Source organism: Bradyrhizobium sp. P2_E8 (assembly GCF_056403875.1).
The window spans coordinates 1-669 of record NZ_JBFUES010001819.1; the positions used below are offsets into that span (position 1 = coordinate 1).

1 protein-coding gene and 1 pseudogene are annotated in these 669 nt (G+C 63.3%); both read left to right on the forward strand.

Going from position 1 to position 669, the window contains the following annotated elements; all coding sequences use genetic code 11:
• The coding region (locus tag AC1D00_RS44095) for an NAD(P)/FAD-dependent oxidoreductase (RefSeq protein ID WP_477015073.1) at positions 1 to 411 on the forward strand (411 nt) is incomplete at its 5' end.
• A 108-nt stretch (positions 412 to 519) separates the two neighbouring features.
• Positions 520 to 669, forward strand: a pseudogene (locus AC1D00_RS44100) (DUF2147 domain-containing protein); the annotation flags it as partial.

Genomic DNA, 669 nt, shown 5'->3' on the forward strand with positions numbered 1-669 from the left:
GGTCACTTCGCTGGCCGGCACTGGGTCACTTCGCTGGCCGGCACTGAGGGCAAGCTGACCGGCGCGACGATCAAGGGCAACGACAACAACGTCACCGAGATCGCCTGCGACACCATGCTGCCGTTCTTCGGGCTGACCATGAAGCTCGGTCCGGTCGCGAATTGGGGCATTGCGCTGGAGAACAATCTGGTGCCGGTCGAGACATCCGCGTTCGAGACCAACGTATCAGGCATCTTCGCCATCGGCGACATCAACACCTATCCCGGCAAGCTCAAGCTGATCCTGTGCGGCTTCCACGAGGGCGCGCTGATGTCGCAAAAAGCCCATCGCTACGTGTATCCGGAGAAGCGCCTCGTGTTCCAGTACACGACCTCATCCTCCAGCCTGCAAAAGAAGCTCGGGGTCAGCTGACCGCGAGCGGGGCGGGAGGGCGATGCCCCATGTTTCTGGTGCTGGAACCGTTCGCGAAATCGCCGTAGTCTGCGGCCATTCCAGTCGTGGAATAGCAAGGTGATCATAATGCGAAATCCGTTTTCCAGCTTTCGGCTGCTCTCGCTCCTCGCGCTCGCGCTGTCGCTCGGCGCGGTGAKCCCGGCTGCGGCGCAGGCCCCGGTTGCGACGTCGGCTCAGCCGACCGCCGCGGGGCTCTGGCAGAAGGTCGAGGACGGC